Annotated in this window: 15 protein-coding genes; 13 read left to right on the forward strand and 2 right to left on the reverse strand. The window is 63.3% G+C overall.

The features are described from left to right. The first annotated feature begins 18 nt into the window (after window positions 1–18). The gene (locus tag BLV18_RS01390) at window positions 19–1,287 is read left to right on the forward strand and encodes a malic enzyme-like NAD(P)-binding protein (protein WP_049861763.1); all 1,269 of its coding nucleotides are present in this window, start codon (window positions 19–21) and stop codon (window positions 1,285–1,287) included. A 154-nt stretch (window positions 1,288–1,441) separates the two neighbouring features. On the opposite strand, the gene BLV18_RS01395 is transcribed toward BLV18_RS01390, so the two are convergent. Next, on the reverse strand, window positions 1,442–3,889 hold the full coding sequence (locus BLV18_RS01395; protein WP_090355684.1) for a penicillin-binding protein 1A: 2,448 nt from the start codon (window positions 3,887–3,889) through the stop codon (window positions 1,442–1,444). 180 nt (window positions 3,890–4,069) lie between these two features. Here BLV18_RS01395 and BLV18_RS01400 point away from each other — a divergent pair, with 180 nt between their 5' ends. The 10 genes from BLV18_RS01400 (at window position 4,070) to BLV18_RS01450 (ending at window position 18,760) form a co-directional block, all read left to right on the forward strand. Then, the gene (locus tag BLV18_RS01400) at window positions 4,070–5,134 is read left to right on the forward strand and encodes a pilus assembly protein PilM (RefSeq protein ID WP_049861765.1); all 1,065 of its coding nucleotides are present in this window, start codon (window positions 4,070–4,072) and stop codon (window positions 5,132–5,134) included. Beyond that, entirely contained in the window at window positions 5,135–5,704 is a 570-nt protein-coding gene (locus tag BLV18_RS01405) for a PilN domain-containing protein (RefSeq protein ID WP_049861766.1), read from the forward strand. Beyond that, window positions 5,701–6,360 (forward strand): type 4a pilus biogenesis protein PilO, encoded by a 660-nt coding sequence (gene pilO / locus BLV18_RS01410; protein ID WP_090355687.1) that lies wholly within the window; start codon window positions 5,701–5,703, stop codon window positions 6,358–6,360. Before BLV18_RS01405 ends, pilO begins: the two co-directional genes overlap by 4 nt. Then, complete coding sequence (locus BLV18_RS01415; RefSeq protein ID WP_090355690.1) at window positions 6,357–6,884, forward strand: pilus assembly protein PilP; 528 nt, start codon at window positions 6,357–6,359, stop codon at window positions 6,882–6,884. Before pilO ends, BLV18_RS01415 begins: the two co-directional genes overlap by 4 nt. A gap of 35 nt (window positions 6,885–6,919) precedes the next feature. Continuing rightward, window positions 6,920–9,046 carry a type IV pilus secretin PilQ gene (locus tag BLV18_RS01420; RefSeq protein WP_090355694.1) on the forward strand — a complete coding sequence of 709 codons (2,127 nt, stop codon included), beginning with the start codon at window positions 6,920–6,922 and terminating at the stop codon, window positions 9,044–9,046. 4 nt (window positions 9,047–9,050) lie between these two features. Next, the gene (gene aroK, locus BLV18_RS01425) at window positions 9,051–9,569 is read left to right on the forward strand and encodes a shikimate kinase AroK (protein WP_056844424.1); all 519 of its coding nucleotides are present in this window, start codon (window positions 9,051–9,053) and stop codon (window positions 9,567–9,569) included. Window positions 9,570–9,667: 98 nt separating this feature from the next. Then, the gene (aroB, locus tag BLV18_RS01430; RefSeq protein ID WP_090355698.1) at window positions 9,668–10,771 is read left to right on the forward strand and encodes a 3-dehydroquinate synthase; all 1,104 of its coding nucleotides are present in this window, start codon (window positions 9,668–9,670) and stop codon (window positions 10,769–10,771) included. 114 nt (window positions 10,772–10,885) lie between these two features. Continuing rightward, window positions 10,886–12,466 carry an SPOR domain-containing protein gene (locus BLV18_RS01435; protein WP_090361931.1) on the forward strand — a complete coding sequence of 527 codons (1,581 nt, stop codon included), beginning with the start codon at window positions 10,886–10,888 and terminating at the stop codon, window positions 12,464–12,466. Between the two features lie 393 nt (window positions 12,467–12,859). Next, window positions 12,860–17,308, forward strand: coding sequence for a glutamate synthase large subunit (gltB, locus tag BLV18_RS01445; protein WP_090355700.1), 4,449 nt, complete (start codon window positions 12,860–12,862; stop codon window positions 17,306–17,308). 33 nt (window positions 17,309–17,341) lie between these two features. Beyond that, window positions 17,342–18,760, forward strand: a complete 1,419-nt coding sequence (locus BLV18_RS01450) for an FAD-dependent oxidoreductase (RefSeq protein ID WP_049861773.1) — start codon at window positions 17,342–17,344, stop codon at window positions 18,758–18,760. A 265-nt stretch (window positions 18,761–19,025) separates the two neighbouring features. Here BLV18_RS01450 and BLV18_RS01455 read toward each other — a convergent pair whose 3' ends face one another. After that, the gene (locus BLV18_RS01455) at window positions 19,026–20,066 is read right to left on the reverse strand and encodes a threonine aldolase family protein (protein ID WP_049861774.1); all 1,041 of its coding nucleotides are present in this window, start codon (window positions 20,064–20,066) and stop codon (window positions 19,026–19,028) included. A 527-nt stretch (window positions 20,067–20,593) separates the two neighbouring features. Here BLV18_RS01455 and BLV18_RS01460 point away from each other — a divergent pair. Together BLV18_RS01460 and glyA are read left to right on the forward strand one after the other, a co-directional pair. Continuing rightward, the gene (locus BLV18_RS01460) at window positions 20,594–21,304 is read left to right on the forward strand and encodes a TraX family protein (protein WP_090355703.1); all 711 of its coding nucleotides are present in this window, start codon (window positions 20,594–20,596) and stop codon (window positions 21,302–21,304) included. A gap of 161 nt (window positions 21,305–21,465) precedes the next feature. Next, a complete protein-coding gene (gene glyA, locus BLV18_RS01465) occupies window positions 21,466–22,719 on the forward strand; it encodes a serine hydroxymethyltransferase (protein ID WP_090355705.1) in 1,254 nt (417 codons plus the stop codon). Window positions 22,720–22,727: the final 8 nt, after the last annotated feature.

Consider the following 22,727-nt stretch of genomic DNA (forward strand, 5'->3'; position numbering starts at 1 on the left):
TAAAAGCGGAACGCCCCCATGTCAGATTTGAAAACTGCCGCTCTCGAGTACCATGCCCATCCGCGCCCAGGCAAACTGAGCGTCGAACTCACCAAGCCCACTGCCACCGCCCGTGATCTGTCGCTGGCCTACAGCCCAGGCGTGGCCGAGCCCGTTCGCGAAATCGGTCGCGATCCCGAACTGGCCTACAAGTACACCGGCAAGGGCAACCTGGTAGCGGTCATCTCCGACGGCACCGCCATCCTGGGCCTGGGTAACCTCGGCCCACTGGCTTCCAAGCCGGTCATGGAAGGCAAGGGCGTTCTGTTCAAGCGTTTCGCCGGCATCGACGTCTTCGACATCGAAGTGGACTCGGAAAGCCCGCAGGCCTTCATCGACACCGTCAAGCGCATCTCGATCACCTTCGGTGGCATCAACCTGGAAGACATCAAGGCGCCCGAGTGCTTCGAGATCGAACGCGCCCTGATCGAACAGTGCGACATTCCCGTGTTCCACGATGACCAGCACGGCACCGCCATCGTCACCGCGGCCGGCATGATCAACGCCCTGGAAATCGCTGGCAAGACCCTGGAAGACGCCAAGATCGTCTGCCTCGGCGCCGGCGCTGCGGCCATCTCCTGCATGAAGTTGCTGGTGAGCATGGGCGCTCGCATCGAAAACATCTTCATGATCGACCGCACCGGCGTGATCCACGCCGGCCGTGACGACCTGAACCAGTACAAGGCGGTCTTCGCCCACACCACCGACAAGCGCACCCTGGCCGATGCCTTGCAGGGCGCCGACGTGTTCGTCGGTCTGTCGGGTCCGAACCTGCTGAGCGCCGAAGGCCTGAAGTCGATGGCGGCCAACCCGATCGTGTTCGCCTGCTCCAACCCCGATCCGGAAATCTCCCCGGAATTGGCGCACGCCACCCGTGACGACGTGATCATGGCCACCGGCCGTTCCGACTACCCGAACCAAGTCAACAACGTCCTGGGCTTCCCATTCATCTTCCGTGGTGCCCTGGACGTCCGCGCCAAGCGCATCAACGAAGAGATGAAGATCGCCGCTGCCAACGCCCTGCGCGAACTGGCCAAGCTGCCGGTCCCTCAGGAAGTCTGCGATGCCTACGGCGGCATCTCTCTGGAATTCGGCCGCGAGTACATCATTCCCAAGCCAATGGACCCACGCCTGATCACCCTGATCTCCGACGCCGTGGCCAAGGCCGCGATCGAGACCGGTGTGGCCACCCTGCCGTACCCCAAGCACTACCCGCTCAAAAGCGTGGATGACGTGTTCAACGGCTGATTCCTTGAACGCCCCATGAAAAAAGCCCCGGCTCGCGAGAGTCGGGGTTTTTTTGGCCTGCTCTGTGTGTTCGCGGCCACTGGCCGCTCCTACGGGTGTACGCGATCCATGTAGGAGGGGCCAGTGGCCGCGAAGGGGTCGATACGGTTCGGGATCAGAACAGATCGATCGGCGCCGATTCATCGGCTGGGAGCGGGCTGCCTGGTGCGCTGCCGCCGCCGAACTCGCTGTTGGAGGGCGGGGTGTCTTCGCTCTTGAACAGTTCGAAGTAGGCGCCGGGTGTGCCCGGGGCAGCCGCGCGGCCGCTGATCGGGTCCACCCGCAGGCTGAGGATGCCTTCGGGCTCGGGCTGCACGTGGGCGGGCTTGTCTTTCAGCGCGGCCCCCATGTAGGTCATCCAGATCGGCAGCGAGACGGTACCGCCAAACTCGTGCCGGCCCAGGGTTTCGGGCTGGTCGAAGCCGGACCACACGGTGGTGATGTAGTCGGCGTTGTAGCCCGAGAACCAGGCGTCCTTCGAGTCGTTGGTGGTCCCCGTCTTGCCGGCCAGATCGGTTCGGCCCAGCGCCATGGCGCGGCGCCCGGTGCCCTTTTTGATCACGTCCTCGAGCATGCTGGTGAGGATGAACGCAGTGCGCCCGTCGATGACGCGCTCGGCGATCACCGGTGCCGGTGGCGCGCCTGGAGTCAGGGTCGCATCGACGCCGATCGGTGCCGGTTCCGGCGCAGGCGTGCCTGGCGCGGGCTGGGGCGACGCGGCCGCGACTTCGTCAGCCGGTACGGTCGGCGGATTGGCGCGGAACAGGGTTTCACCGTTGCGGCTGTCGATCCGCTCGATCAGGTAGGGCGACACCTTGTAGCCGCCGTTGGCGAACACGCTCCAGCCGGTGGCGATTTCCATCGGTGTCAGCGTCGCAGTGCCCAGCGCCAGCGACAGATTGCGCGGCAGGTCCTGCTTGTTGAAGCCGAACTTGCTGATGTAGTCGATGGTGCTGTCCACGCCCAGGCTCTGCAGAACCCGGATGGACACCAGGTTGCGCGACTTGTACAACGCTTCGCGCAGGCGGATGGGGCCCAGGAAAGTGTTGGTGTCGTTCTTCGGTCGCCAGACCTTGTCCACCGATTCGTCGACGAAGACGATGGGCGCATCGTTGACCAGGCTGGCGGGCGTGTAGCCCTTGTCCAGTGCGGCACTGTAGATGAACGGCTTGAAGCTCGAACCAGGCTGGCGCTTGGCCTGCATGGCGCGGTTGTAGTTGCTCTGCTCGAACGAGAAGCCGCCGACCAGGGCGCGGATGGCACCGGTACGCGGGTCCAGCGAGACCAGCGCGCTCTGCACGGTCGGTACCTGGCTGAACTTCAAGGTGCCATCGTCTTGACGCTGCACGCGGATCAAGTCCCCGACCTGCGCGACGTCCGCAGGCTGGGTCGGCATGCGTCCGACGCTGTTGGTGTTCATGAACGGGCGCGCCCATTTCATGCTGTCCCAGGCGATCGATTCCTGCTTGTCGTCACGGGTGAGCACGACGATCCCGGTCTTGTCGACCTTGGTCACGATGGCCGGCTCCAGGCCGTTGAGTGGACGCTGGCGGGTCAGTTCGACCGCCCACTCGCGTGGCGTCTTGCCCGGCAGGCGCGCTTCGGGTCCACGATAGCCGTGGCGCTGATCGTAGGCGATCAGCCCGGCACTGATGGCGTGGTTGGCGTCTTCCTGCAGGTTGCTGGGCACCGTGGTGGTGACGTTGAAACCCTGGGTGTAGGCGTCGCTGCCGTAGCGCCCGACCATCTCGGCGCGGGCCATCTCGGCGATCCACGGCGCGCTGACTTCCGGCGTGGGCACGTGGTAGCTGGCGTTGAGTGGCTCGTTGATGGCGGCGTTGTAGCTGGCTTCGTCGATCTTGCCCAGGCGGAACATGCGCCCCAGGATCCAGTCGCGACGCTCCTTGCTGCGCACCGGATTGGCCAGCGGGTTGAAGCGCGATGGCGCCTTGGGCAGGCCGGCGATCATCGCCATCTGCGCCAGGCTGACGTCGCGAATCGACTTGCCGTAGTACACCTGTGCAGCGGCTTCGATACCGTAGGCCCGGTTGCCCAGGTAGATCTTGTTTACATACAGCTCGAGGATCTCGTCCTTGGTAAGTTGGCGCTCGATTTGCAAGGCAAGAAGGATTTCAGTGATTTTGCGGGAAAAACTGCGTTCGGACGTCAAGAAATAGTTCTTGGCGACCTGCATGGTGATGGTACTGCCGCCGGTCTGGATATGACCGCTGCGCACCAGCTGCGAGGCGGCGCGCATCAGGCTGCTGGGGTCGACGCCGTAATGGTTTTCGAAATTGTCGTCCTCGGCGGACAACAGGGCTTGGATGAAATGTGGCGGAATCTCGGCGAACTTGATCGGCGAGCGGCGCATCTCGCCGAACTCGGCGATCAGTTTTCCGTCGCTGCTGAACACCCGCAGGGGGATCTGCAGCTCTACGCTGCGCAGGGCGTCGACAGACGGCAGGCTGGGGCTAAGATACAGAAATGCCCCACTGAGCACGAGCAACAGCCCGCAGAACACGGCGAGGAAAGACCACCAGAAAAACTTCAGCAGGCGTATCAAGGCTTTTGGATTTCCAGATAAAAGAATGAGTTAAGCGCAGCACGCGGTACGTGGAAAAAACGCTGGGCATTATAAGCATTTTTCGGCCCGGAGCGTCATTTGCGCTTCTGTCAAGACTGCTATTAAATGCCCCGTACGACAAAGGGTCCGTAAGTCGCGGATAGTAATAGGGAATCGGTTGTGCGTGGACTCTTCAGCAAGAAAGCACATTCGCTATTGGGCATCGATATCAGCTCCACATCGGTCAAACTGCTCGAGCTGAGCCGCACGGGCAACCGTTTCCGGGTCGAGTCGTATGCCGTGGAGCCGCTGCCGGCCAATGCCGTGGTCGAAAAGAACATCGCCGAGCTCGAGGGCGTGGGCCATGCCTTGAGCCGCGTGCTGGTCAAGGCGCGTACCGGCACGCGCATCGTGGCCGTGGCCGTGGCCGGTTCCGCAGTGATCACCAAGACCATCGAGATGGACGCCGGGCTGTCTGACGACGAACTGGAAACCCAGCTCAAGGTCGAGGCCGACCAGTACATTCCTTATCCGCTGGAAGAAGTCGCCATCGACTTCGAGGTGCAGGGCTATTCGGCACGTAACCCGGAGCGGGTGGAAGTCCTGCTGGCCGCCTGTCGCAAGGAGAACGTCGAGGTGCGCGAGGCCGCCCTGGCCCTGGCCGGGCTGAGCGCCAAGGTGGTCGACGTCGAGGCGTATGCCCTGGAGCGCGCTTTCGGCCTGCTCACCGCGCAGCTGGCGGGGGGCAATCAGGCCCTGACCGTGGCCGTGGTGGACATCGGCGCGACCATGACCACCCTCAGCGTGCTGCACAACGGCCGCATCATCTATACCCGCGAGCAGCTGTTCGGCGGGCGTCAGCTGACCGAGGAAATCCAGCGCCGCTATGGCCTGTCCAACGAGGAAGCCGGCCTGGCCAAGAAGCAGGGCGGGCTGCCCGACGACTACGTGGCCGAAGTGCTGCAGCCGTTCAAGGACGCCGTGGTGCAGCAGGTGTCGCGCTCGCTGCAGTTCTTCTTCGCCGCCGGCCAGTTCAACGATGTCGACTACATCATGCTCGCCGGTGGTACTGCCTCCATTTCCGGTCTGGATCGGCTGATCCAGCAACGCCTGGGCACCCCGACCCTGGTGGCCAACCCGTTCGCCGACATGGCCCTGAGCAGCCGAGTCAATGCCGGCGCCCTGGCCAGTGACGCACCGGCCCTGATGATCGCCTGTGGCCTGGCGCTGAGGAGCTTCGACTAGATGGCAAGGATCAACCTGCTGCCGTGGCGCGAGCAGCTGCGTGAAGAGCGCAAGCGACACTTTCTGATGGCCATGGCCGGTGTAGTGGTAGGCGCCATCGCGATCATCTTTCTGGCAGACCGATTCATCGGCAATGCCATCGACATCCAGACGGCGCGCAATGCCCACCTGCAGTCCGAGATCGTCCTGCTCGACCAGCGCATCAAGTCGATCAGCGAGCTCAAGGCGCGGCGCAAGCAGTTGCTCGAACGCATGAAGACCATCCAGGATCTGCAGGGCAACCGGCCGATCATCGGGCGCATCTTCGACCAGATGGCGCGCACGCTGCCCGACGGTGTGTACTTCACCGACGTGAAGATGACCGACAAGAACATCGCCATTGCCGGCGCTGCCGAAACGAACAATCGCGTGTCCGACCTGCTGCGCAACCTCGACGCCTCGCCCTGGCTGGAAGCCCCGACCCTCAACGAGGTCAAGGCCAACACCAGTGCCGACGTCAACGGCGCCAACAGTTTCCAGCTGACCGTGCGCCAGACGGCGCCGGTGCCTGCCGATGGGGACGACAAATGAACCCGTCGAGCTGGATGGAAAGCCTGCGCAAGGTCGAGCTCAGCGAGCTGGACCTCAACAACATCGGTTCCTGGCCCACCGCCGTCAAGGTGATCGCCGGCGTGCTGCTCATGGCACTGATTCTGGGCCTGGGCTACAACTTTCACATTTCCGACCTTGAAGCGCAGTTGCAGCAGCAGGCCGACCAGGAGGCTACGCTCAAGGAGCAGTTCTCCACCAAGGCTTTCCAGGCGGCGAACCTGGAGACCTACACCGAACAGATGAAAGAGATGGAAACCTCGTTCGGTGCCATGCTGCGACAGTTGCCCAGCGACACCGAGGTACCGGGCCTGCTCGAAGACATCACCCGCACCGGTCTGGGCTCGGGGCTGGAGTTCGAGGAAATAAAACTGTTGCCTGAAGTGACCCAGCAGTTTTATATCGAGCTGCCGATACAGATCAGCGTGACCGGCACCTACCATGACCTGGCCACTTTCGTCAGCGGTGTGGCCAGCCTGCCGCGGATCGTCACCCTTCACGATTTCGAAGTGAAGCCGGTCGATCCCAAGGCCAGCAACAGCCAGCTGCGCATGAGCATCCTGGCCAAGACCTACCGTTACAATGACCAAGGCCTGCCTGGGACGAATGCGGTACCGGCACAGGGGCAAGCGAAATGAGGGCGGTTTTCGTGGCAGGTCTGGCGCTGTGCACGCTGGTGCTGGCCGGTTGTGGTGGCGGTGGCGATTTCGCCGACCTGGATGCATTCATGGCCGAGGTCAAGGCGCGGCCCAAGGGCAAGATCGAACCGATACCGCGCTTTGCGCCCTATCAGGCGTTCAGCTACGAGGCTGCGTCGCTGCGCAGCCCGTTCCAGCCACCGATCAAGATCGAACTGGTGAACAGGCAGAAGGGGTCCAGGCTCATCAAGCCGGACACGACGCGGGTCAAGCAATTCCTGGAGGGTTTCAACATCGAGGAATTCGAAATGGTCGGTACGCTGGGCAATGCCGGCAGACGCTACGCCCTGATGCGTGGTGCCGGTGGCGTGCATCGACTGAAGGTGGGCGATTACCTGGGTCGCAACGACGGGCGGATCATCGCCATCAGCGATGCCCAGGTCGATGTCATTGAAATCGTTCCCGATGGGGATGGTGGTTGGTTGGAGCGGCCTCGCACCATCCCGCTCAAAGAGCGCTCGTAAAGGGCTGGGTCAAGCATGTCTAGTGGAACTCGAAAATGAACAGGATTCTCTCAGCCTTCGGTATTTCGCTAGGGATAGCGATGCTTTCACCGATTGTCATGGCCGCGAACTTGAAGACGCTCGACGTTGCTTCCCTGCCCGGTGATCGTGTCGAGCTCAAGCTCTCGTTCGACGGTCCGGTCACGGCACCGCGCGGCTACACCACCGAGCAACCGGCGCGCATCGCCCTCGACTTGCCCGGTGTGACCAGCCAACTGGGCGCGCGCAGCCGAGACCTGGGTGTGGGCAACGCTCGCAGCGTGGTCGTGGTCGAGGCCACCGACCGTACGCGGGTCATCGTCAACCTGACCAAGTTGGCGCCTTACAGCACCCGTGTGCAGGGCAACGATCTGTTCGTGCTGGTGGGCGAGGGCGCCGCTGCGCTGCAGGGCACGTCGCTGCCGGCCCCAACGTCTACGCCGACCACGCCCCGTCCCGTGTCGCGACCTGCGGCGGTGTCTTCGCCGGCGCCGGCGACCTCGCGAGCGGCGGTGCCGGCCGGACGCGCCATTCGCAACGTCGATTTCCAGCGCGGCGAGCTGGGCGAAGGCAATGTGATCATCGATCTCAGTGACCCGACCATCAGCCCCGACATTCAAGAGCAGGGCGGCAAGATCCTCCTCAACTTCGCCCGCACGCAACTGCCCGAGGCGTTGCGTGTGCGCCTGGACGTCAAGGATTTCGCCACCCCGGTGCAGTTCGTCAATTCCTCGGCCAGCGCCAATGGCGCGACCGTGTCCATCGAACCCAGCGGCACCTTCGACTACTCCTCGTACCAGACCGAAAACCGGCTGACCATCAGCGTGCGACCGCTGACCAACGAGGACGTGGCGCGGCGCAACGTCGAGCGCAACGTCTATACCGGCGAGAAGCTGTCGCTGAATTTCCAGGACATCGATGTGCGCTCGGTGCTGCAATTGATCGCCGACTTCACCAACCTCAACCTGGTGGCCAGCGACACCGTGCAGGGCGGCATCACCCTGCGCCTGCAGAACGTGCCATGGGACCAGGCGCTGGACCTGGTGCTCAAGACCAAGGGCCTGGACAAGCGCAAGGTCGGCAACGTGTTGCTGGTGGCGCCGGCCGACGAGATCGCTGCCCGCGAGCGCCAGGAACTGGAGTCGCAACGGCAGATCCAGGAACTCGCGCCGCTGCGCCGTGAGCTGATGCAGGTCAACTACGCCAAGGCCGCCGACATCGCCAAGCTGTTCCAGTCGGTAACCCGCGGTGAAAACGTCGAGACCGAGCGCGGCTCGATCACGGTCGACGAACGCACCAACAACATCATTGCCTACCAGACCCAGGACCGCCTCGACGAACTGCGCCGCATCGTTACCCAACTGGACATCCCCGTACGGCAGGTGATGATCGAAGCCCGCATCGTCGAGGCCAACGTCGGCTACGACAAGGCGCTGGGTGTGCGCTGGGGCGGCTCGACCAACCTGCGCGGCAAGCACAACTGGACTGCCTACGGCCTGGACAACAACGGCGACGAAGCCGGCAACACCGGCGCCGACGTCGGTAGCAACACGCCCTTTATCGATCTGGGCGCCGCCGATGCGACCTCCGGCATCGGCCTGGGCTTCGTGACCAACAACGTCCTGCTGGACCTCGAACTCAGCGCCATGGAGAGCACCGGCAACGGCGAGATCGTCTCGCAGCCCAAGGTGGTGACCTCCGACAAGGAAACCGCGAAGATCCTCAAGGGCACCGAGGTGCCGTATCAGGAAGCCAGTTCCAGCGGTGCCACAACGGTATCGTTCAAGGAGGCTTCGCTCTCGCTCGAAGTGACGCCGCAGATCACCCCGGACAGCCGCATCATCATGGAAGTGAAGGTCACCAAGGATGAGCCCGACTACCTGAACGCCGTACTGGGCGTGCCGCCTATCAGCAAGAACGAAGTCAACGCCAAGGTGCTGGTCAACGACGGCGAAACCATCGTCATTGGCGGGGTTTTCTCCAACACGCAAAGTAAAACCGTGGACAAGGTGCCCTTTTTGGGCGACGTGCCGTATGTTGGGCGCCTTTTCCGTCGGGATGTCGTGTCGGAAGCCAAATCCGAGCTGCTGGTATTCTTGACACCGCGTATCATGAATAACCAGGCGATTGCTGTGAGTCGTTGATTCTGTGCGAAATTTGATACTTGTTGGGCCAATGGGTGCAGGCAAGAGCACCATTGGCCGTCTGCTGGCCAAAGAGCTTCGGTTGCCGTTCAAGGATTCCGACAAGGAAATCGAGACCCGTACCGGGGCGAATATCCCGTGGATCTTCGACCAGGAAGGCGAGGTCGGCTTTCGCGATCGCGAGCAGGCCATGCTGGCCGAGCTGTGCGAATTCGACGGTCTGGTGCTGGCCACCGGCGGCGGCGCCGTCATGCGCGACGCCAATCGCCAGGCACTGCACGCCGGTGGGCGCGTGGTGTACCTGCACGCCTCGGTGGAGCAACAGGTGGGCCGCACGGCGCGTGATCGCAATCGGCCGCTATTGCGTACCGCCAATCCAGAGGCCACGCTGCGGGCCCTGCTGGCGGTGCGCGATCCGCTGTACCGCGAGATCGCCGATCTGGTGGTGCAGACCGACGAGCGTCCGCCGCGCATGGTGGTGCTCGATATCCTCGAACGTCTGCAACGCCTGCCGCCGCGCTGAGGCGCGTGTAGCCGAGGGTGTTCGCAGCGCTTGCAGGGCCGTTTGGCGCTAACGTGATTTCATGGAAGCTGTTTTCAGAAAAACAAGAGTGGGGACAGATGCAGACACTCAAGGTTGACCTCGGCGAGCGCAGCTATCCGATCTACATCGGCGAAGGGTTGCTCGATCAAGCCTCATTGCTGGCCCCGCACATTGCCGGGCGAAAGGTGGCGGTCGTCTCCAACGCCACGGTGGCGCCGCTCTACCTGGATCGCCTGACCCAGACCCTGGGTGCCTACTCGGTGGTGCCCGTGGTGCTGCCAGACGGCGAAGCCTTCAAGAACTGGGAAACCCTGCAGACCATTTTCGATGCCATGCTCACCGCACGGCTGGATCGACGCGTCACGGTCATTGCCCTGGGCGGCGGGGTCATCGGCGACATGGCCGGGTTCGCCGCCGCCTGCTATCAGCGCGGCGTCGATTTCATCCAGGTGCCGACCACGCTGCTGTCCCAGGTCGACTCGTCGGTGGGCGGCAAGACCGGCATCAACCATCCGCTGGGCAAGAACATGGTCGGTGCGTTCTATCAGCCGCAGGCGGTCCTGATCGACACCACGACCCTGGCCACGCTGCCGCCGCGCGAGCTGTCGGCGGGTCTGGCCGAGGTGATCAAGTACGGTTTCATCTGCGACGAGCCGTTCCTGGGCTGGCTGGAAGAACACGTCGATGCCCTCAGGGCGCTCGACCAGGCCGCCCTCACGGTGGCCATCGCTCGCTCCTGCGAAGCCAAGGCCCGCGTGGTCGGGGCGGACGAACGCGAGTCGGGTGTGCGGGCTACACTGAACCTGGGGCATACTTTCGGCCACGCCATCGAGACCCATATGGGGTATGGTGTGTGGCTTCACGGTGAAGCCGTGGGGGCCGGTACGGTGATGGCGCTGGAGATGTCCATGCGCCTGGGCTGGATCACCCAGGCCGAGCGGGACCGCGGCATTCGTCTGCTGCAGCGCGCCGGTTTGCCGGTGGTGCCGCCAGCGGCAATGACGCCGGCCGATTTCCTCGAGCACATGGCGATCGACAAGAAAGTGCTGGATGGCAGTCTGCGCCTGGTGCTGCTGCGCAGCCTGGGCGAAGCGGTGATCACCGCCGACTACCCGCATGATGTGCTTCAGGCGACCCTGGAAGCGGATTACCGCGCCATCGTCGCCGGGCTGGAAGCCTGATTGTGAAGGCGCTCGCCGCCCGCTCCGCTCCCACAGGTGTTGAGCCCGGCGTATTCCAGCAGGACGTGTTTCCAGCAACCCATCAACGATTCACCTTTGTTCTACGAGAGTTCGATGACAAGTCTGCATGCCGATGAGGCCTTTCTCGGCCACTACCAATTGGATCATGACCCCTTCGCCGCAAGGGTGCCTGGCTTCAAATTCTTCCCGGCCCAGCGCAAGCCGGTGCTGGGGCAATTGCACCATCTGGCGCGCTACAGCCAGCTGTTGCTGGTAGTCACCGGTCCGCACGGCAGTGGCAAGACGCTCCTGCGCCAGGCCCTGGTCGCCAGTACCAACAAGCAGTCGGTGCAAAGCATCGTGGTCTCGGCGCGTGGTGCCGGCGATGCCGCGAGCGTGCTGACCCAGGTCGCCCAGTCGCTCAACCTCAATACCCTGGAAGTGCCGGCCATGTTGGCGCAGATCGTCCAGCTGGGGCTCACCGGGCAGGAAGTCTACCTGCTGGTGGACGACGCGGAACAACTCGACGAATCCGCACTCGAAGCCCTGCTGGCGTTGGCGGCGGGCACTGCGGACGGGCGCCCTCACGTGTTCCTGTTCGGCGAGCCTTCCTTGATCGCGGGCCTGGAGCAGTTCAGCGCCGGGCAGGAATTGTTCCACGTGATCGAGCTGCAACCGTACAGCCTCGAGGAAACCCGCGAATACCTGGCGCTGCGTCTGGAAGGTGCCGGGAAGGGTATCCAGTTGCTCACCAATGACCAGATTGCCGACATTCACGAGAACTCGGATGGTTGGCCAGGGGCCATCAACCAGGTTGCTCGTGATACGTTGATCGAGGCCATGATCGCTAGCCGCTCGTCGGTGAAGCGTCCTGCTATGGGGTTTAAGATGCCTAAGAAACACGTACTGGCGATTTCCGCCGTTGTCGTCGTCGCGGTGGCTGCCGCCTGGCTGATACCCAGCCGTGATGGCAAGGCGCCGAGCACCACCGAACAGGCCCAGTTGCCGATGGGCCAGGGGCAGCCAACTGCCGCCCAATCCAACAACGGCAATCCGTCGGTCGAATTCAATGGCAGCACCCAGTCGTTGCCGATGAACGGGCAACAGCCGGTCATGCGCGGCCCGCTGGCCGAATCCACCGGCATGGGCGATGGCGACGAAACCGGTGCTGCCGTGAACACTTCGCCACAGCCGCCGACCGTCACCACCACCGCGCCACCTGCGGGCGTGCCTGCAGGTGCACCGGCTGCGGTTGCGCCAACGCCGACGCCTGCACCTGCACGCCAGGCGGCGCCGGTGGCGACCACCAAGCCTGCACCTGTCACCGCCGCCAAACCCGCACCTGCGCCTGCACCGACCGTGGCCGCCAAGCCGGCCCCTGCCGCTGCTGCCGCCAAGCCTGCTGCCGGTGGCAGCTGGTACGCCGGTCAGTCGCCGAGCAACTACGTCGTGCAGATTCTGGGGACCAGCAACGAAGGCGCTGCACAGGCCTACGTCAAGGAGCAGGGTGGCGACTTCCGCTACTTCAAGAAAACCCTGCAAGGCAAGCCGCTGTACGTGATCACCTACGGCAGCTTCGCCAGCCGCGATGCAGCGGTTGCCGCCATCAAGAACTTGCCAGCCAAGGTCCAGGCTGGTAAACCTTGGCCTCGCACTGTCGCCAGCGTCCAACAGGACCTCGCGACAGCTCGCTGATTGTCGGGCGGCACCTATCCCCGCCGCCCCACCCTCCGGCGTCATCTGAATCCCGAGCCTGCTACGCATTGTGTAGCAGGCTTCGCCGTCCCTGTCCCACCGTTTGCCGTCGAAGGCTCAAGCACGGGCCTTGTAGACATGCGGGCTTGCGCTGTCGAGCTGCGGGATTCAGAATCCAGCCTAAGTCGCTATCACAATAGCTCGCTGGAAAACGTTCACATTTGCGACAATTGAGTTATTGATTTCGTCGCTGAATTTGTGACCACCCGTTGCGCTGTGTACAATAACCTCCCTTTTGCCTCCGCAAAGCCGGCGTACGTTCGGCGCGCATGGTAACTAGTTGAATCGAAAAGAAATTGCCTCGAAAAGAGGCAGCCTGGTGAGAATGTGTCTATGAAAACAGGTCTGTATCGTCCGGATGAATTCAAGGATAACTGCGGTTTTGGCCTGATTGCCCATATGTCGGGCGAGCCCAGCCATAACCTGTTGCAAACGGCCATCGAGGCCCTGACCTGCATGACCCACCGCGGTGGGATCAACGCCGACGGCAAGACCGGCGATGGGTGCGGCTTGCTGATCCAGAAGCCCGACCTGTTCCTGCGTGCCATCGCCAAGGACCATTTCGGCAGCGAGTTGCCCAAGCAGTACGCTGTGGGCATGGTCTTCTTCAACCAAGACCCGGTTCGCGCGCAAGCGGCCCGCGACAACATGAATCGCGAGATCGAAGCCGCCGGCCTGCAACTGATCGGCTGGCGCGACGTGCCGATCGATACCAGCGTGCTCGGCCGTCTGGCCCTGGAGCGCCTGCCAAAGATCCAGCAAGTGTTCGTCGGCGGTGAAGGCCTGAGCGATCAGCAGTTCGCGATCAAGCTGTTCAGCGCCCGTCGCCGTTCGTCCGTGGCCAACGCGGCCGACACCGACCATTACATCTGCAGCTTTTCGCACAAGACCATCATCTACAAAGGCCTGATGATGCCGGCCGACCTTACGGCCTTCTACCCGGACCTGTCCGACGAGCGTCTGCAAACCGCCATCTGCGTGTTCCACCAGCGCTTCTCGACCAATACCCTGCCGAAGTGGCCGCTGGCCCAGCCCTTCCGCTTTCTCGCCCACAACGGCGAGATCAACACCATCACCGGCAACCGCAACTGGGCCCTGGCCCGTCGCACCAAGTTCGCCAACGATCTGATCCCGGATCTGGAAGAGCTCGGCCCGCTGGTCAACCGCGTGGGTTCCGACTCCTCCAGCATGGACAACATGCTCGAACTGATGGTCACCGGTGGCATCGACCTGTTCCGTGGCGTGCGCATGCTGATTCCGCCGGCCTGGCAGAACGTCGAGACCATGGACCCCGACCTGCGGGCGTTCTATGAGTACAACTCGATGCACATGGAGCCGTGGGACGGTCCGGCCGGTGTGGTCATGACCGACGGCCGCCATGCCGTGTGCCTGCTCGACCGCAACGGCCTGCGCCCGGCGCGCTGGGTCACCACCAAGAATGGCTACATCACCCTGGCGTCGGAAATCGGCGTGTGGAACTACCAGCCCGAGGACGTGATTGCCAAGGGCCGTGTGGGCCCGGGCCAGATCCTGGCGGTCGATACCGAAACCGGCCAGGTCCTGCACACCGATGACATCGACAACCGCCTGAAGTCGCGCCACCCCTACAAGCAGTGGCTGCGCAAGAGCGCGCTGCGTATCCAGTCGACCATGGAAGACAACGACCACGGTTCGGCTTTCTACAGCAGCGACCAGCTCAAGCAGTACATGAAGATGTACCAGGTGACCTTCGAGGAGCGCGACCAGGTGTTGCGTCCGCTGGGCGAGCAGGGCCAGGAAGCCGTGGGCTCGATGGGCGATGACACGCCGATGGCCGTACTGTCCCATCGGGTCCGTACGCCTTACGACTATTTCCGCCAGCAATTCGCGCAGGTCACCAACCCGCCGATCGATCCGCTGCGCGAAGCGATCGTGATGTCGCTGGAAATCTGCCTGGGCGCCGAGCGCAATATTTTCCAGGAATCCCCGGAGCATGCTTCGCGGGTGATCCTCAGCTCGCCGGTCATCTCGCCCGCCAAGTGGCGCTCGCTGATGAACCTGGATCGGCCGGGCTTTGATCGCCAGATCATCGAGCTGAACTACGATGAAGCCATGGGCCTCGAGGCCGCCGTGCGCAACATCGCCGATCAGGCCGAGGAAGCCGTTCGCGCCGGACGTACCCTGCTGGTACTCAGCGATCGCAACATCGCGCCGGGCAAGCTGCCGGTGCACGCGTCGCTGGCGACCGGTGCCGTGCACCATCGCCTGACCGAGAAGGGTCTGCGCTGCGACAGCAACATCCTCGTGGAAACCGCCACCGCCCGCGATCCGCACCACTTCGCGGTGCTGATCGGCTTCGGTGCTTCGGCGGTCTATCCGTTCCTGGCCTATGAAGTGCTGGGCGACCTGATCCGGACCGGTGAAGTGCTGGGCGACCTCTACGAGGTGTTCAAGAACTACCGCAAGGGCATCACCAAGGGCCTGCTCAAGATTCTGTCGAAGATGGGCATCTCCACCGTGGCCTCGTATCGCGGCGCCCAGCTGTTCGAGGCCATCGGCCTGTCCGAGGAAGTCTGCGAGCTGAGTTTCCGCGGCGTGCCGAGCCGCATCAAGGGCGCGCGTTTCGTCGACCTGGAAGCTGAACAGAAAGCCCTCGCTGCCGAAGCCTGGAGCACGCGCAAGCCGATCCAGCAAGGCGGCCTGTTGAAGTTCGTCTACGGCGGCGAGTACCACGCCTACAACCCCGACGTGGTCAACACCCTGCAAGCCGCCGTGCAGCAGGGCGACTACAGCAAGTTCAAGGAATACACCGCGATCGTCGACAACCGTCCGGTGTCGATGATCCGCGACCTGCTCAAGGTCAAGACCCTCGACCAGCCGCTGAGCATCGACCAGATCGAACCGCTGGAAGCGATTCTCAAGCGTTTCGATTCGGCCGGGATTTCCCTGGGTGCGCTGTCGCCCGAGGCTCACGAAGCGCTGGCCGAGGCGATGAACCGCCTGGGTGCGCGTTCCAACTCCGGTGAAGGCGGCGAAGACCCTTCGCGCTACGGCACCGTGCGCAGCTCGAAGATCAAGCAGATCGCCACTGGCCGGTTCGGCGTAACTCCCGAGTACCTGGTCAACGCCGAAGTGCTGCAGATCAAGGTGGCCCAGGGCGCTAAGCCCGGGGAGGGCGGTCAACTGCCCGGCGGCAAGGTCAACGGCCTGATTGCCAAGCTGCGTTATGCCGTACCTGGCGTGACCCTGATTTCGCCACCGCCGCACCACGACATCTACTCCATCGAGGACTTGTCGCAGCTGATCTTCGACCTCAAGCAGGTCAACCCGGCCGCGCTGGTGTCGGTGAAGCTGGTGGCCGAGGCGGGCGTGGGCACCATCGCTGCCGGCGTGGCCAAGGCCTATGCCGACCTGATCACCATTTCCGGTTACGACGGCGGCACCGGGGCCTCGCCCCTGAGCTCGATCAAGTACGCCGGCGCGCCGTGGGAACTGGGCCTGGCCGAAACCCACCAGACCCTGCGCGGCAACGACCTGCGCGGCAAGGTGCGGGTACAGACCGACGGCGGCCTGAAAACCGGCCTGGACGTGATCAAGGCGGCCATTCTCGGCGCCGAGAGCTTCGGCTTCGGCACCGCACCGATGATCGCCTTGGGCTGCAAGTACCTGCGCATCTGCCACCTGAACAACTGCGCCACCGGCGTGGCCACGCAGAACGAGAAGCTGCGCAAGGACCACTACATCGGCACGGTCGACATGGTGATCAACTTCTTCACCTACGTGGCCGAGGAAACCCGCGAATGGCTGGCCAAGCTGGGCGTGCGCAGCCTGGGCGAGCTGATCGGGCGCACCGACCTGCTGGAAATGCTGCCCGGTGAAACCGCCAAGCAGCAGCATCTGGACCTGACCCCACTGCTGGGCAGCGATCAGATTCCGGCGGACAAGCCGCAGTTCTGCGAAGTGGATCGCAACCCGCCGTTCGACAAGGGCCTGCTGGCCGAGCAGATGGTGGAAATGGCCTTGCCGGCGATTCAGGGCAAGACCGGTGGCGATTTCGAAATGAACATCTGCAACTGCGACCGTTCGATCGGTGCGCGCATCTCCGGCGAGATCGCCAAGTTGCACGGCAACCAGGGCATGAACGCCAACCCGCTGACCTTCCGCTTCAAGGGCACTGCAGGTCAGAGCTTCGGCGTGTGGAACGCCGGTGGCCTGAACATGTACCTGGAAGGCGATGCCAACGATTACGTCGGCAAGGGCATGACCGCCGGCAAGCTGGTGATCGTGCCGCCCAAGGGCAGCCCGTTCAAGACCCAGGACAGCGCCATCATCGGCAACACCTGCCTGTACGGCGCCACGGGCGGCAAGCTGTTCGCCGCCGGCACCGCAGGCGAGCGTTTCGCGGTGCGCAACTCCGGTGCCCATACGGTCGTTGAAGGCACGGGCGATCACTGCTGCGAATACATGACCGGCGGTTTCGTCTGCGTGCTCGGCAAGACCGGCTACAACTTCGGCTCGGGCATGACCGGCGGTTTCGCCTACGTGCTCGACCAGGACAACAGCTTCGTCGACCGGGTCAACCACGAGCTGGTGGAAATCCAGCGCATCAGTGGCGAAGCCATGGAAGCCTACCGTACTCACCTGGAACGCGTGCTGGCCGAATACGTCGCCGAAACCGACAGCGAATGGGGCCGCAACCTTTGGGAAAACCTGGACGACTACCTGCGTCGTTTCTGGTTGGTCAAGCCCAAGGCCGCCAACCTGAAATCGCTGCTGTCCAGCACCCGTGCCAACCCGCAGTGATATGCGCCTGAAGAGTTTGATGAGGTTTTAACAATGGCTGAACGTCTGAGTAATGACTTCCAGTTCATCGAGGTCGGGCGCAAAGATCCGAAGAAGAAACTGTTGCGTCAACGCAAGAAAGAGTTCGTGGAAATCTACGAGCCCTTCAAACCCGCGCAGTCGGCCGATCAGGCCCACCGCTGCCTGGGCTGTGGCAACCCGTACTGCGAGTGGAAGTGCCCGGTGCACAACTTCATTCCCAACTGGTTGAAGCTGGTCGCCGAGGGCAATATCCTCGCGGCCGCCGAGCTGTCGCACCAGACCAACACCCTGCCCGAAGTGTGCGGCCGGGTGTGCCCGCAGGATCGTCTGTGCGAGGGTGCCTGCACCCTCAACGACGGTTTTGGCGCAGTGACCATCGGTTCGGTGGAGAAGTACATCACCGACACCGCGTTCGCCATGGGCTGGCGTCCGGACATGTCCAAGGTCAAGCCGACCGGCAAGCGCGTCGCCATCATCGGCGCCGGCCCGGCCGGGCTGGGTTGCGCCGATGTGCTGGTACGCGGTGGCGTGACTCCGGTGGTGTTCGACAAGAACCCGGAAATCGGCGGTCTGCTGACCTTCGGCATTCCCGAGTTCAAGCTGGAAAAGAGCGTGTTGAGCAATCGCCGCGAAGTCTTCACCGGCATGGGCATCGAGTTCCGCCTGAACACCGAGGTGGGCAAGGACATCAGCGTCGAGCAGTTGCTGGAAGAGTACGATGCCGTGTTCATGGGCATGGGCACCTACACCTACATGAAGGGCGGCTTCCCTGGTGAAGACCTGCCTGGTGTGCACGATGCTCTGGATTTCCTGATCGCCAACGTCAACCGCAACCTGGGCTTCGAAAAGTCGCCGGAAGATTTCGTCGACATGAAGGGCAAGAAGGTCGTGGTACTGGGCGGTGGCGACACGGCGATGGACTGCAATCGCACATCGATTCGCCAGGGCGCCAAGGCGGTGACCTGCGCCTATCGTCGCGACGAGGCGAACATGCCGGGCTCGCGCAAAGAGGTTAAGAACGCCAAGGAAGAAGGGGTGAAATTCCTCTACAACCGGCAGCCGATCGCCATCGTGGGTGAAGACAAGGTCGAAGGCGTGAAGGTGGTCGAGACCCGTCTCGGCGAGCCCGATGCCCGTGGCCGTCGCAGCCCCGAGCCGATTCCGGGTTCCGAGGAGATCATCCCGGCCGATGCCGTGGTCATCGCCTTCGGTTTCCGCCCAAGCCCTGCGGCGTGGTTCCAGGACCACAGCATCCAGACCGACAGCCAGGGCCGCGTGGTGGCACCGGAACAGGGTCAGTTCAAGCACCAGACCAGCAACCCGAAGATCTTCGCCGGTGGCGACATGGTGCGCGGCTCTGACCTGGTGGTCACCGCCATCTTCGAAGGCCGCAACGCCGCCGAAGGGATCCTGGATTACCTGGAGGTCTGATACACCTCACCCCCCCCCCCATTTGTGGGAGCGGGTCTCTGCCCGCGAAAGGGCCACTGCAGTACTTCAGGTACACCGCGGTGGCTTCTTCGCGGGCAGAGACCCGCTCCCACAAGGTCACTGCGGTATTTCAGGTGCACCGCGGTGGATTCTTCGCGGGCAGAGCCCGCTCCCACAGATGCTCTTCCCTCAGGTTTACTACCACAGATGCTCCTCCACCGGTTTTCTGCGAGGTTTTCTCCTACCGGTTTTGTGTCAGCGCAGCTCAGGCGCGCATGACCGTATGGATATCCGCTGCCAGCTCGCGCACGCGGGCTTCCTCGGTGTCCCATGAGCACATGAAACGGGCGCCGCCGCTGCCGATGAAGGTGTAGAAGCGCCAGCCCTTGGCGCGCAGGGCTTCCAAGGCCGGTTCCGGCATCTGCAGGAACACGCCGTTGGCCTCCACCGGAAACATCAACTCCACCCCCGGTATACCCTCGACCAGCGCCTTGAGCAGCTGGGCACAGTGGTTGGCGTGCCCCGCGTGCTTGAGCCAGGCATCGTTCTCAAGCAAACCCACCCAGGGTGCCGACAGAAAACGCATCTTCGAAGCCAGTTGCCCCGCCTGCTTGCAGCGATAATCGAAATCTTCGGCCAGATCATGGTTGAAGAACAGGATCGCTTCGCCCACCGCCATGCCGTTCTTGGTGCCACCGAAGCACAGTACATCCACGCCCGCCTTCCACGTCAGTTCGGCTGGCGAGCAGCCGAGAAAGGCGCACGCATTGGCAAAGCGCGCGCCGTCCATGTGCAGGTTCAGGCCGAGCTCCTTGCAGGTGGCGCTGATGGCCCTGAGTTCTTCGGGACGGTACACGCTGCCCACTTCGGTGGCCTGGGTCAGGGTGACCACACGCGGCTTGGGGTAGTGAATGTCCTGGCGCTTGAGTGCCACTTCGCGAATGGCCTGTGGGGTCAGCTTGCCCATTTCCGTGCGCGCGGTGAGCAATTTGGAGCCGTTGGAAAAGAACTCGGGAGCACCGCATTCGTCGGTCTCGACGTGAGCGGTTTCCGAACAGATGACACTGTGGTAGCTCTGGCACAACGACGACAGGGCCAGGGAGTTGGCAGCGGTGCCATTGAAGGCGAAGAAGACTTCACAGTCGGTTTCGAACAGACGGCGGAATTCATCGGCGGCGCGTGCGGTCCACTGGTCGTCGCCATAGGCGCGCTGATGGCCCTGATTGGCCTGTTCCATGGCCGCCCAGGCCTCGGAGCAGATGCCCGAATAGTTGTCGCTGGCGAACTGTTGGGTTTGGTCGTTCATGGGCGGTCCTTGGTGTTAGGTATGGGAAGCACTGTAAACCAACTGTGAGAGATGTGTCGTCTCAGCGGGCCTCTTCACCTGTGGGAGCGGGCTCTGCCCGCGAAGAGGCCGGCATGAGCAACCCAAAAACTCGAGGCTATCCACAGATGACCCGCAACCGCTCACTGGACCTGCTCAAATCTTCGCGGCCACGTAGGCATCACACCTGTGGGAGCGGGCTCTGCCCGCGAAGAGGCCGGCATGAGCAACCCAAAAACTCGAGGCTATCCACAGATGACCCGCAACCGCTCACTGGACCTGCTCAAATCTTCGCGGCCACGTAGGCATCACACCTGTGGGAGCGGGCTCTGCCCGCGAAGAGGCCGGCATGAGCAACCCAAAAACTCGAGGCTATCCACAGATGACCCGCAACCGCTCACTGGACCTGCTCAAATCTTCGCGGCCACGTAGGCATCACACCTGTGGGAGCGGGCTCTGCCCGCGAAGAGGCCGGCATGAGCAACCCAAAAACTTGAGGCTATCCACAGATGACCCGCAACCGCTCACTGGACCTGCTCAAATGGCTGGCCATGCTGTGCATGGTGCTCGACCATCTGCGCTATGTCGGCTGGTCGCTGGACTTCCTCTATGCACCGGGTCGCCTGGCGTTCCCCTGGTTCTGCCTGGCCATCGCCGCCAATCTGACGCGTCGCCCGGACGCCCCTCTGGGTGGCCGCTACCTGGCGTGGTTGCTGATCTTCGCTGCGCTTTCGGAAATCCCTTACCGCCTGTTCGTCTATCCCGCCGATACCCTCAACGTCCTGCCCACCCTGGCCCTGGGTCTGGTGGTCGCCAAGGCCTGGCAGCAACGGCGACAACCGGCGATGGCCGCGCTCGGCTGCGTGGTACTCGTGGCTGGCGCTGTCTTCGATCACCACTTGATGTTCGGCCTGGCCGGCGTGCTGCTGCCGCTGGGATTCGTGCTCGCCTGGCAGCGCCCGCTGTACTGGGCGCTGCCACTGGGCGTGCTGTGCCTGGCCGCCAACGCTTGGAGCAATCTGTTCGAATCGGCACGCCACCTCTACTGGCCGGCCATTGGCGGCATTGTCGCCTGCCTGCTGGCACCGGGGCTGGGTCTGCTTATGCTGCGTACCGATGTGCGCCATGCCGTTGTCCCCATGCGCCGCTGGGCCTACGCCATCTACCCCCTGCATTTCCTTGCTCTGCTGGGGCTTCGCCTGCTGTTGCGCGTGCTCTGACGCTGGCCTGATCGCGCCATGTCGTAAACGAACCTCTGCAAGGCGCGCGCAGGCATTTGGTCGGATCGCGCCGGCCCTACCATCGCTCTCAAAGGGGGCAGCCGCAGACGGTCGCCTTCGTCCAACAAGCCAGGCGCCGCGCCGCCGCTGGGGAGACTGCGATGTTCAGCAAAGAAGATCAGATCAAGGGCTATGACGACGTCCTGCTGGCGGCCATGAACGCCGAGGATCAGCGTCAGGAAGACCATATCGAACTGATCGCCTCGGAAAACTACACCAGCAAGCGCGTGATGGAGGCCCAGGGCAGTGGCCTCACCAACAAGTACGCCGAAGGCTATCCAGGCAAGCGCTACTACGGTGGCTGCGAGCATGTGGACAAGGTCGAGCAACTGGCCATCGATCGCGCCAAGCAGCTGTTCGGCGCCGACTATGCCAACGTCCAGCCCCACTCCGGTTCCCAGGCCAACGCCGCCGTCTACCTGGCGCTGCTGCAGGCTGGCGACACCGTGCTGGGCATGAGCCTGGCCCACGGCGGTCACCTGACCCACGGCGCCAAGGTCAGCTTTTCCGGCAAACTCTACAACGCCGTTCAGTACGGCATCGACACCGACACCGGTCTGATCGACTACGACGAGGTCGAGCGCCTGGCCGTCGAGCACCAGCCGAAGATGATCATCGCCGGCTTCTCGGCCTACTCCAAGACCTTGGATTTCGCCCGGTTCCGCGAGATCGCCGACAAGGTCGGTGCCTACCTGTTCGTCGACATGGCCCACGTGGCCGGACTGGTTGCCGCCGGCCTGTACCCCAACCCGATTCCGTTCGCCGACGTGGTCACCACCACCACCCACAAGACCCTGCGTGGCCCACGTGGCGGCCTGATCCTGGCCCGTGCCAACGAAGCCCTGGAAAAGAAATTCAACGCCGCCGTTTTCCCCGGCGGTCAAGGTGGCCCGCTGATGCACGTGATCGCCGCCAAGGCGGTGTGCTTCAAGGAAGCGCTGGAGCCTGAATTCAAGACCTACCAGCAGCAGGTCATCGACAACGCCCAGGCCATGGCCGGGGTGTTCGTCGAGCGCGGCTACGATGTGGTCTCCGGCGGCACCGATAACCACCTGTTCCTGGTCAGCCTGATTCGTCAGGGCCTGACCGGCAAGGACGCCGATGCTGCCCTGGGGCGTGCCCACATCACCGTGAACAAGAACGCGGTGCCCAACGATCCGCAATCGCCCTTCGTGACCTCGGGCCTGCGCATCGGCACCCCGGCAGTCACCAGTCGTGGTTTCAAGGTGGCCCAGTGCACGGAGCTGGCCGGCTGGATCTGCGACATCCTCGACAACCTGGGCGATGCCGACGTCGAGGCCAACGTGGCCCGCCACGTGACGGCCCTGTGCAGCGACTTCCCGGTCTACCGCTGAGAGTGGAG

The sequence above is a fragment of the Pseudomonas coleopterorum genome (assembly GCF_900105555.1).
In the GTDB taxonomy this organism is placed as follows: domain Bacteria; phylum Pseudomonadota; class Gammaproteobacteria; order Pseudomonadales; family Pseudomonadaceae; genus Aquipseudomonas; species Aquipseudomonas coleopterorum.

Excerpts from the sequence above, each read along its gene's own strand:
- BLV18_RS01390 (WP_049861763.1), top strand. The coding sequence starts at position 19 with ATGTCAGATTTGAAAACTGCCGCTCTCGAGTACCATGCCCATCCGCGC.
- BLV18_RS01405 (WP_049861766.1), top strand. The coding sequence starts at position 5,135 with ATGGCAAGGATCAACCTGCTGCCGTGGCGCGAGCAGCTGCGTGAAGAG.
- pilO (WP_090355687.1), top strand. The coding sequence starts at position 5,701 with ATGAACCCGTCGAGCTGGATGGAAAGCCTGCGCAAGGTCGAGCTCAGC.
- BLV18_RS01415 (WP_090355690.1), top strand. The coding sequence starts at position 6,357 with ATGAGGGCGGTTTTCGTGGCAGGTCTGGCGCTGTGCACGCTGGTGCTG.
- BLV18_RS01420 (WP_090355694.1), top strand. The coding sequence starts at position 6,920 with ATGAACAGGATTCTCTCAGCCTTCGGTATTTCGCTAGGGATAGCGATG.
- aroB (WP_090355698.1), top strand. The coding sequence starts at position 9,668 with ATGCAGACACTCAAGGTTGACCTCGGCGAGCGCAGCTATCCGATCTAC.
- BLV18_RS01435 (WP_090361931.1), top strand. The coding sequence starts at position 10,886 with ATGACAAGTCTGCATGCCGATGAGGCCTTTCTCGGCCACTACCAATTG.
- gltB (WP_090355700.1), top strand. The coding sequence starts at position 12,860 with ATGAAAACAGGTCTGTATCGTCCGGATGAATTCAAGGATAACTGCGGT.
- BLV18_RS01450 (WP_049861773.1), top strand. The coding sequence starts at position 17,342 with ATGGCTGAACGTCTGAGTAATGACTTCCAGTTCATCGAGGTCGGGCGC.
- BLV18_RS01455 (WP_049861774.1), bottom strand. The coding sequence starts at position 20,066 with ATGAACGACCAAACCCAACAGTTCGCCAGCGACAACTATTCGGGCATC.
- BLV18_RS01460 (WP_090355703.1), top strand. The coding sequence starts at position 20,594 with ATGACCCGCAACCGCTCACTGGACCTGCTCAAATGGCTGGCCATGCTG.
- glyA (WP_090355705.1), top strand. The coding sequence starts at position 21,466 with ATGTTCAGCAAAGAAGATCAGATCAAGGGCTATGACGACGTCCTGCTG.